Below are 9376 nucleotides of genomic sequence, written 5' to 3' on the forward strand. Positions count from 1 at the left end.
TGCCGGCTCGTCACGGTCGTCTTCACAAGTTGAAACAACCGGTGGTGCTGGGCTATATCGTGGCCGGCGTCATTATCGGCCCGCATACTCCGCCCTACGACCTGATCCAGGATGAGAAGACCGTGCATATCCTCTCGGAGCTGGGCGTGATCTTTCTGCTGTTCTCGCTGGGGCTGGAATTCAGTCTCAAGAAGCTGGCCAAGGTCGGTGCCACCGCCTTCATCGGCGCTGCTGCCGAAATCCTGCTGATGATCTGGATCGGTTACGAGATCGGTCTCTACTTCGGCTGGAAGCGGATGGACGCCATCTTCCTGGGCGCCATGCTGGCCGTGTCCTCCACCACCATCATCGTCAAGGCCTTGAACGAGCTGGGCATGAAGAACGAGAAGTTCGCCCAGATCATCTTCGGCATCCTGATTGTCGAGGATATCCTGGCCATCGGCATGATCGCGCTGCTCTCGGGGGTAGCCACCAGCGGTTCGGTGGACTCCACCGAAGTCTTCACTACGGTAGGCAAGCTGGTGCTGTTCATGACGGTCTCGCTGGTGGTGGGCATCCTGGCGGTGCCGCGCCTGCTGGCGTTCATCGCCCGCTTCAAGAGCGACGAAATGTTGCTGGTGGCGGTGCTGGGCGTGCTGTTCGGCTTCTGCCTGCTGGTGATGAAGCTGCAATACAGCGTGGCGCTGGGGGCCTTCCTGGTGGGCGCGGTGATGGCCGAGGCGCGCCAGTTGCATCGCATCGAACGCCTGGTCGAGCCGATCCGCGACATGTTCTCGGCCATCTTCTTCGTGGCCATCGGCCTGCTGTTCGATCCCAGCGTGCTGGTCAAGTACTGGATGCCGATCACCGTCATCACCCTGGCCGTGGTCTTCGGCAAGCTCATCAGTTGCGGCCTGGGCACCTTCTTGGCCGGGCAGGGCGGGCGCACGCCCATGCGCGTAGGCATGGGGCTGGCGCAGATCGGCGAGTTCTCTTTTATCATCGCCGCGCTGGGTCAGAGCCTCAAGGTCACCAGCGACTTCCTCTATCCCATCGTGGTGGCGGTTTCGGCGGTCACCGCCTTGCTCACGCCTTATCTCATCAAGGCCGCCGATCCGCTCTCGGCCAAGGCGGTCACGCTGGTGCCGGCGCGTGTGTCGGGTTTGCTGGGCATGTATTCGCGCTGGCTGGAAAGCCTGCAACCTACCGGCGACCGGGCTGAGTTGACACGCATCATCCGCCGTATCCTGATGCAGGTGATGGTCAACCTGGCGCTGGTGATCGCGGTGTTCCTGGCCGGCGCCTTCTTCGTCGATGGCCTGTCGCGCCAGCTCTCGGCCTGGACGCCCGATCCAGACGTGCAGAAGGCCATCATCTGGGGCTGTGCGCTGGTGCTGTCGTTGCCCTTCCTGATCGCCACCTATCGCAAGCTGCAGGCGCTGTCGATGCTGTTGGCCGAGGTCAGCGTCAAGCCCGAGTTCGCCGGAGCGTATACTTCGGGGGTGCGCAAGATCGTCTCGGAGGTCTTGCCCATCATGTCCATCGTCGGCATCATGCTGCTGATCTTCGTGTTGAGCGCCAGTATCCTGCCGCCCCTGAACCTGCTGGCCTTCGTGCTGGCGGCCGCTGCCGGGCTGTTGTGGTTGCTGTGGAGCAAGCTGGTCAAGCTGCATTCCCGCTTGCAGATCGCGCTTTTCGAGACGCTGGATGAGCAACCGGATGATGCGCACTGATGCGCATTGATGTGCCTTCATCCCGTTCATTGCGAATTTATTCGTTTCCGGTTAGCGGAAACCAGGGCTTATTCAAGTTGGACTTTACGTTGGACTCTACGTTGGACTCATACACAATCATGACTCAAGACGAACTCAAGCAGGCAGTCGCCAAGGCGGCCATCGACTACGTGGTCGATGGCGAAATCATCGGTGTGGGCACCGGCTCCACAGCCAATTTCTTCATCGATGAGCTGGGCAAGATCAAGCACCGCATCAAGGGCGCGGTGGCCTCCTCCGAAGCCACCGCCGAACGCCTGCGTTCGCACGGCATCACCGTGTTCGATCTCAACGAGGTCGAGACCATGCCGGTGTATATCGATGGCGCCGACGAAATCAATGGTGCCGGCGCCATGATCAAGGGCGGTGGTGCTGCGCTCACGCGCGAGAAGATCGTGGCGTCGGTGGCGCAGAAGTTCGTCTGCATCGCCGATGGCTCCAAGCTGGTCGAGGTGCTGGGCAAGTTCCCGCTGCCGGTGGAAGTGATCCCGATGTCGCACGCCGTGGTGGCCCGCAAGCTGGCCGCACTGGGTGGTCAGCCGCGCCTGCGTCTGAAGGATGGCCAGCCGCTGGTGACCGACAACGGTTGCTACATCATCGACCTGCTGGGCCTGTCCATCACCGATCCGGCCGACATCGAAGACAAGATCAACAACATCGTCGGCGTGGTCACCAATGGCCTGTTTGCGCGCCAGGGGGCCAATGTCTGCCTGCTGGGCACGGCCGAGGGTGTCAAGAAGCTGGAGTTCTGAGGCGAGCGGTTGGTATTTGCTTCAATCAAAAATGGCCGTGTCTGCGTGACACGGCCATTTTTTTGTCCATCAGCGCTGTGCGGCCTTGGCCGCATCGCGTGCCATCACCACCGTCATGCGCGCCGGGTCTATGTACTTGCGCACGGCTGCATTCAATTGCGCCAGCGTCAGGTCGGCCAGCTTCAGGTCCAACTGCTGCTGCCACAGGAAGCTGCGGTCCAGGTTCAGCAGAGCGGTCCAGCCGGTGGCCATGCCGCCGTCGCTGCTACGCTGCTGGTTGCGCTGTTGCAGGATGCCGGACTTGGCGCGCGACAATTCATCCTCGCTAAAGCCATCCTTGACCAGGCGCTCGAGTTCTTCGCGCACGGCGGCATCGACCTTGTCCATGTTCTGTGGGGCGGCGATGGCATAGATGCCGATGTAACCAGCGTCGCTGATGGCACCGATCTGCAGACTGCTATCGACGCTGTAGGAAAGCCCATCCTGCTGTCGTAGGCGATCGCCCAGGCGCGACTTCAGGCTGGATGCACCCAGTAGATAATTGGCCACGACCAGCGCCGCATAGTCGGGGTCATCATCACGCAGGCGCAGATTCTGGCGCGCCAGGTAGACGCCGTTTTCCTTGTCGGGGGTATCGATGAGGATGCGCTCGGGCGCGATATCGGACCAGGTGCGCAGGATGCGCGCATAAGGCGCGGCGCTGGACCAGCCGGCGAAGGCCTGGTCGATGGCGCTGCGTGTGGCTTGGGCGTCGAAGTCGCCGACGATGGCCACTTCACCATGCGAGGCGCCATAGAAGCGGCGATGGAAGGCCTGGACCTGTTCCAGCGTGACCGCCTGCACGGCGGCAATGCGCTCGTCCAGCGTGCGCGCGGCGCGCCAGTCGCCGGCCGGGTAATGCTCGAAGTGCAGTTGCAGCGCTTCGGCGGCGCGTGCATCAGGTTGCTTGCGGGTGGCTTCCAGCGCGGCCACGGTTTCATTTTTCAATTGTGCAAATTCGGCCGGGTCCAGGCGCGGATGACGCAATACCTCTCCCGCCAGGGCGATGGCCGCGGTCAGGTTCTCACGGGTGGTCTGGAAACGATAGACGTTGCCGTTGATCTTCAGACGCGTGAATTCATCGGCCAACTGGCGGCGATCCAGTGTGCTGGTGCCGCGCATGAGCATGGCCGCGGTCAGCTGGGCCACGGCGCGCTGGCCGAAGAGGCTGTCGGCATCCCCGAACTCCAGGTTCATGCTCACCGAGACCGTCTGCCCGCGTGACTGTTTGGGCAGCAGTGCCAGCTTCAGGGCGGCGTGCGGTGGCTGTCCAGGGGCGATGCGGGTGGTGCGCTGTTCGATGTTGCCCGGTGCCGGATCGAAGGCTTCGCCGGCAGCGATGGGCGCGCGCGGCTGGTATTGCGCCAGCAATGCGTCCACGCTGGGCGCGGGTGGTATCTCGGCGCGTTGCGGATGATCTTCCGGGAGATACAGGCCGACGGTACGGTTATCGCGGCAGAAGTACTTGCCTGCGGCGGCGGCAATGTCGGCGCTGCTCAAGCGCTGTTCCAGGTCGCGTTCGATGAAGAGCAGGCGCCAGTCGCCGCGTGCAATGGCATTGGACATGGCTACCGCCATCTGCTGCGGATTGTTCTGCAGGGTCTCGAAGTTGTTGGCGCTTTCGCGGCGCAGACGCGCCATTTCCTCGGCCGTGGGCGGGTTGCTGCTGAAGGATTCCACGGTGGCGATCATGGCTTGCTTGACCGGTTCGATATCGGCCCCGGCCTTGAGCTTGGCGACGATGAGCTGCAAGCCCGGCGCATAGCCGGCCAGCGGCATCGCATAGACTTCGGTGGCCAGTCCGGTTTGCACCAGCGACTTGTGCAGGCGGCCATTGGGGGTGTCGGTCAGGATGTCGCTGGCAAAGGAGAGCGCGGTGGCATCCGGGTGCAAGGCGGAGGGCATCTTGTAGCCCAGCGCCACCAGTTGCAGGTCGCCGCGGCGGCGGATCGTGAACTGGCGCTCACCGTCCTGGGTCGGCTCCACGGTCCAGAATGCGGGCAGCTTGCGCTTGGGCCTGGGCAGCCGACCGAAACTCTGGTTGACCCATTGCAGTACCTGGCCTGGCTCGAACTTGCCGGCGATGATCAGCACGGCGTTGTCGGGCTGGTAGTAGGTGCGATAGAAGGCTTGCAGGTTCTCGATGCGCACGTTCTCGATATCGCTGCGCGCGCCGATGGGGCTGTGGCCATAGCTGTGCCAGTCGTAGGTCACGCTTTGCATACGCTTTAGCATCACGCGCGCGGGCGAGCTTTCACCGGCTTCGTATTCGTTGCGCACTACTGTCATTTCGCTATCGAGATCCTTGCGCGCGATCTTCGAATTGACCATGCGGTCGGCTTCCATGGCGATGGCCCATTGCAGGTTGTCGTGGCCGGCCTGGAAGCTTTCGTAGTAGTTGGTGCGGTCCAGCGAGGTGGTGCCGTTGAAGTTCATGCCGCGCTTGCTGAACTCCTGCGGGATCGCCGGATGTTGCGGCGAGCCCTTGAACATCAGGTGTTCCAGCAGATGCGCCATGCCGGTCTCGCCATAGTTCTCGTGGCGCGAGCCGACCAGATAGGTGATGTTGACGGTCACCGTGGGCTTGGAGTCATCGGGCAGCAGCAGCAGCTTGAAGCCATTGGCAAAGTGGTATTCGCTGATGCCCTCGGCGCTGGGGCCGGCACTCACGCCGGCTGGCAGCGCCAGGGTCGAGGTGGCCGCCTGCGAGGCGGGCGCGGCGAGGATGAAGCCGAAGCTGACGGACAGGATGGCAAGGCGCAGATGACGCAAGGACAAGATGAGCTCCAGCAGGAAGTCGGAATCGGAGCCGGCATTGTAGCGCCAGCCAGAGAGGCAGAAGAGGCAGAATCAACACCGCAAAACAAACGCCGCCGTGGCGAACCAGGGCGGCGTGGGTAGCAGTACTGCGCGGGGCGATTACTCGCTGGGCGGCGGCACGTAGCCGGCGGCCGCATCGGCGCCTTCGCCGAAGAAATGTTTTTCCATCTGCGCCGCCAGGTACTTGCGGGCGCGGGCGTCGGCCAGCATCAGGCGGTTTTCATTGACCAGCATGGTCTGGTGCTTGAGCCAGGCGGCCCAGGCTTCCTTGGAGACACTTTCATATATGCGTTTACCCAGCTCGCCCGGATAGGGCGGAAAATCCAGGCCTTCTGCTTCTTTGTTCAGTTTGATGCAATGGACCATGCGTGCCATGTCGATTCCTTGGTTCGTTAAGGTGGAGCTCGTTGGTCGTGGCCGGCCCTGCGATCGGTGTCAGCGGTTGAGCCTGCTCACGTCCTGACGAAAATTCAATACAGGTTCTTGATCAATACCTGCGACTTGCGTTGCCAGTTGTAGATCTGCTGGCGATCCTGCGGCAGGTCGTTCACGCCTGCCAGCACGAAGCCGCGCTTCAAGAACCAGTGCGAGGTGCGGGTGGTGAGCACGAAGAGCTTGGTCAGCCCGGCTTCGCGGGCGCGGGTCTCGATGTGCTTCAGGATACGGTCGCCGTCGCCCTGGCCTTGCACTTCCGGGTTCACGGTCAGGCAAGCCATCTCGCCCATCCTTTCCTTGGGGAAGGGATAGAGGGCGGCACAGCCGAAGATGACGTTGTCGTGCTCGATCACCGAGAAGTAGTGGATTTCGCGCTCGATCAGTTCGCGACCGCGCTTGACCAGGGTGCCATCGGCTTCCAGCGGTTCGATCAGCTTCAGGATGCCGCCCACGTCCTCGATGGTGGCCTGGCGCAGGCTTTCCAGGTTTTCGTAGGTGACCATGGTGCCCACGCCATCGTGGGTGAACAGTTCCAGCAAGGCCGAACCATCGGTGGAGAAGGGCACGATGTGGGCGCGCGAGACGCCGGCATTGCAGGCTTTGACCACGCTGGCCAGGTAGAAGGCGGCGTCCGAGGGCAGGAAACCGGCCGACAGTACGGCCTCGGCCTGGTGCGAGGACAGCTCGCGGATTTCGGCGCCGGCTGCGTCCTTCATCAGCGGCGTTTCCGACAGGAAGATCAGCTTTTCGGCGCGCAGCGCGATGGCGGCCGACACGGCCACGTCTTCCATGGTCAGGTTGAAGGCTTCCCCGGTGGGCGAGAATCCCAGCGGCGAGAGCAGCACGATGCCGCCCGCATTCATGATGGGCTGGATCACATCGGCGGCGATCTTGCGCACCACGCCGGTCAGTTGCAGGTCCACGCCATCGATCACCCCCATGGGGCGGGCCGTGACGAAGTTGCCGGAGATTACGCGGATGGCCGAATGCGCCATGGGCGTATTGGGCAAGCCCTGGCTGAAGGCGGCCTCGATGTCCAGGCGCAGCTCGCCGGCGGCTTCCTTGGCGCATTCCAGGGCGGCGCTGTCGGTCACCCGCAGGCCATTCTGGAAGCGCGCCTCGACATTGCGCAGCGCCAGCTGTTCGGCCACCTGCGGGCGCGAGCCATGCACCACCACTACGCGGATGCCCAGCGCGTGCAGCAGCGAGAGATCCTGGGCCAGGACTTGCAAGCCGCCGGCCGTGACCAGCTCACCCGGGAAGGCGACCACGAAGGTCTTGCCGCGGAAGGCGTGGACATAGGGCGCGACGGAGCGCAGCCAGTTGACGAATTCGGTCTGTTTTTCCATGTCGCGCATTATAACCAGCGTCGCGCCCGGGCGTAGGCTTGCGGGCCGGTTCGGGGCAGATTTCTTGTGCAGATGTTGCAAACCGGAGCCAGTGCGCCGGCCAGCGTGCCGCCAAGCCTGCACCATCGGCCGAGCAGCCGCCTGCAGCCTGACCGGGCGGGCGGTGGCAGGTATAATGTCGGCCTCATGTCCGTTACCAAAGCACCCAACACTCCCCCTGGCGCTCAGCCGCAGCAGACCCAGACCCCGCAACAGGATCGTGGACGTGGCCCGCGCGAGCCGCGTGCTGCCCGCCGCGCCGAGGCCGCGCCGCCAGTGCGCAATCCGCTGCCTCCGGTGACCTTCCCGGAAGAGCTGCCGGTCTCCGGCCGCCGTCACGAAATCGCCGAGGCACTGCGCCGGCACCAGGTCATCATCGTCAGCGGCGAGACCGGTTCCGGCAAGACTACCCAGCTCCCCAAGATCTGCCTGGAACTGGGCCGTGGCGCCAAGGGCTTGATCGGCCACACCCAGCCACGCCGTATCGCCGCCTCTTCCACCGCCAAGCGCATCGCCCAGGAATTGAATTCGCCACCGGGCGAACTGGTGGGCTACAAGGTCCGCTTCAACGACACCCTGTCCAAGGGCGCCTGGATCAAGCTGATGACTGATGGCATCCTGCTGGCCGAGACCCAGACCGATCCGCTCTTACGCCAGTACGACACCATCATCATCGACGAGGCGCATGAACGCAGCCTCAACATCGACTTTCTGCTGGGCTATCTGAAGCAGTTGCTGCCCAAGCGTCCCGACCTGAAGATCATCATCACCTCAGCCACCATTGACGCCGACCGCTTCGCCCGCCATTTCGGGCAAGAGCTCAAGGGCGAGCTGGTGCCGGCGCCGGTGATCGAGGTTTCCGGCCGCCTGTATCCAGTGGAAATCCGTTATCGCCCCATCGACAATGCCGACCGCAGCGGCGTCTCTACCGAAGTGGCGCAAGCCCGTGCGCGTGCCGAAGGCCGCGCCAGCCAGGCCCAGAAGGACCGCGAACAGCGCGACCTGATGGATGCCGTGGTCGATGCCGTGGATGAACTGGCGCGCATCGGTTCGGGCGATGTGCTGGTGTTCCTACCGGGCGAGCGCGAGATTCGCGACGCCGCCGAAGCGCTGCGCAAGCATCATCCCCCCCATGTGGAAATCCTGCCGCTGTTTGCGCGCCTGTCGGCGCAGGAGCAGGAGCGCGTCTTCAAGACCAGCAACGCCCGTCGCATCGTGCTGGCCACCAATGTGGCGGAAACTTCACTGACCGTGCCCGGGATCCGCTATGTGGTCGATGCCGGTCTGGCGCGGGTGAAGCGTTACAGCTACCGCAACAAGGTCGAGCAATTGCAGATCGAGCCGGTGGCGCAGTCGGCCGCCAACCAGCGCGCCGGTCGCTGCGGCCGGGTGGCTGCGGGCGTGTGCATCCGTCTGTATGACGAACAGGATTTCCTGCAACGTCCCAAGTTCACCGATCCCGAGATCCTGCGTTCGTCGCTGGCCTCGGTCATCCTGCGCATGAAGTCGCTGCACCTGACGGACGTGGAGAGCTTCCCCTTCATCGAGCCGCCGCTGGGCCGCGCCATTGCCGATGGCTACCAGTTGCTGCAGGAACTGGGCGCAGTCGAAGAGCAGGGCGGCGTCAATCGCTTGACACCCTTGGGCAAGCAACTGGCGCGCCTGCCATTGGACCCGCGCGTGGGCCGCATGATCCTGGCCGGCCGCGACAATGCCTGCCTGACCGAATTGCTCATCATCGCCGCCGCGGTGTCGGTGCAAGACCCGCGCGACCGGCCCATGGATGCGCAGAATGCGGCCGACAATGCGCACAAGAAATTCGCCGATGAAAAATCCGAATTCGCCAGTTACCGAACGCAGCGGCAGGTAGCCAGACGGTAAGCGTGAACGTGGCGTTGGCAGATACGACGAACTACGCATTGAGCACGTCAAGCCAGAACAAGACGACAGCCAACATTGCGAAGGCCAATGTGACGGTGGCGAACGTGACGGCGTCGGATAAGGTGTACGACACGACGACGAACGCAGCCATTAGCAATGTGGGAGCGGCGACTGTCCTGTTGGGTAATGCTAGTGCGGCCAATGGCAGCCTTGCCAATGCGACGGCGTTCAGTAACTACACGGCCAATGGGACGTTTGCGAATGCTTCGGCGGGTAACAACAAGCTTGTGAGCCTGAATGTAGCGTTGCA

At 63.2% G+C, this 9376-nt stretch carries 6 protein-coding genes and 1 pseudogene; 4 read left to right on the forward strand and 3 right to left on the reverse strand.

Annotation, left to right across the window (positions count from 1 at the left end; genetic code table 11):
• Both I5W_RS23805 and rpiA read left to right on the forward strand, forming a co-directional pair.
• A partial coding sequence (locus tag I5W_RS23805) for a cation:proton antiporter (RefSeq protein WP_148289193.1) occupies positions 1-1712 on the forward strand: 1712 nt, incomplete at its 5' end.
• A 119-nt stretch (positions 1713-1831) separates the two neighbouring features.
• Positions 1832-2503: a ribose-5-phosphate isomerase RpiA gene (gene rpiA, locus I5W_RS23810; protein ID WP_017453996.1), complete on the forward strand. Its 672-nt coding sequence runs from the start codon at positions 1832-1834 to the stop codon at positions 2501-2503.
• Positions 2504-2572: 69 nt separating this feature from the next.
• On the opposite strand, the gene I5W_RS23815 is transcribed toward rpiA, so the two are convergent.
• The 3 genes from I5W_RS23815 to argA all read right to left on the reverse strand — a co-directional run bounded on the left by I5W_RS23815 (position 2573) and on the right by argA (position 7146).
• The gene (locus I5W_RS23815) at positions 2573-5320 is read right to left on the reverse strand and encodes a M16 family metallopeptidase (protein ID WP_044531110.1); all 2748 of its coding nucleotides are present in this window, start codon (positions 5318-5320) and stop codon (positions 2573-2575) included.
• A gap of 141 nt (positions 5321-5461) precedes the next feature.
• A complete protein-coding gene (locus tag I5W_RS23820; RefSeq protein ID WP_017453994.1) occupies positions 5462-5737 on the reverse strand; it encodes an oxidative damage protection protein in 276 nt (91 codons plus the stop codon).
• A 95-nt stretch (positions 5738-5832) separates the two neighbouring features.
• Positions 5833-7146: an amino-acid N-acetyltransferase gene (gene argA, locus I5W_RS23825; protein ID WP_026052214.1), complete on the reverse strand. Its 1314-nt coding sequence runs from the start codon at positions 7144-7146 to the stop codon at positions 5833-5835.
• 186 nt (positions 7147-7332) lie between these two features.
• Here argA and hrpA point away from each other — a divergent pair.
• Positions 7333-9036, forward strand: a pseudogene (hrpA, locus tag I5W_RS23830) (ATP-dependent RNA helicase HrpA); the annotation flags it as partial.
• A 32-nt stretch (positions 9037-9068) separates the two neighbouring features.
• Positions 9069-9376, forward strand: a 308-nt coding sequence (locus I5W_RS31685) for a YDG domain-containing protein (protein ID WP_252717198.1), incomplete at its 3' end; no start/stop codon positions are given.

It is taken from the genome of Herbaspirillum sp. B65, assembly GCF_000333555.1.
Lineage (GTDB): Bacteria > Pseudomonadota > Gammaproteobacteria > Burkholderiales > Burkholderiaceae_D > Herbaspirillum > Herbaspirillum rubrisubalbicans.

Excerpts from the sequence above, each read along its gene's own strand:
- argA (WP_026052214.1), bottom strand. The coding sequence starts at position 7,146 with ATGGAAAAACAGACCGAATTCGTCAACTGGCTGCGCTCCGTCGCGCCC.
- I5W_RS23820 (WP_017453994.1), bottom strand. The coding sequence starts at position 5,737 with ATGGCACGCATGGTCCATTGCATCAAACTGAACAAAGAAGCAGAAGGC.
- rpiA (WP_017453996.1), top strand. The coding sequence starts at position 1,832 with ATGACTCAAGACGAACTCAAGCAGGCAGTCGCCAAGGCGGCCATCGAC.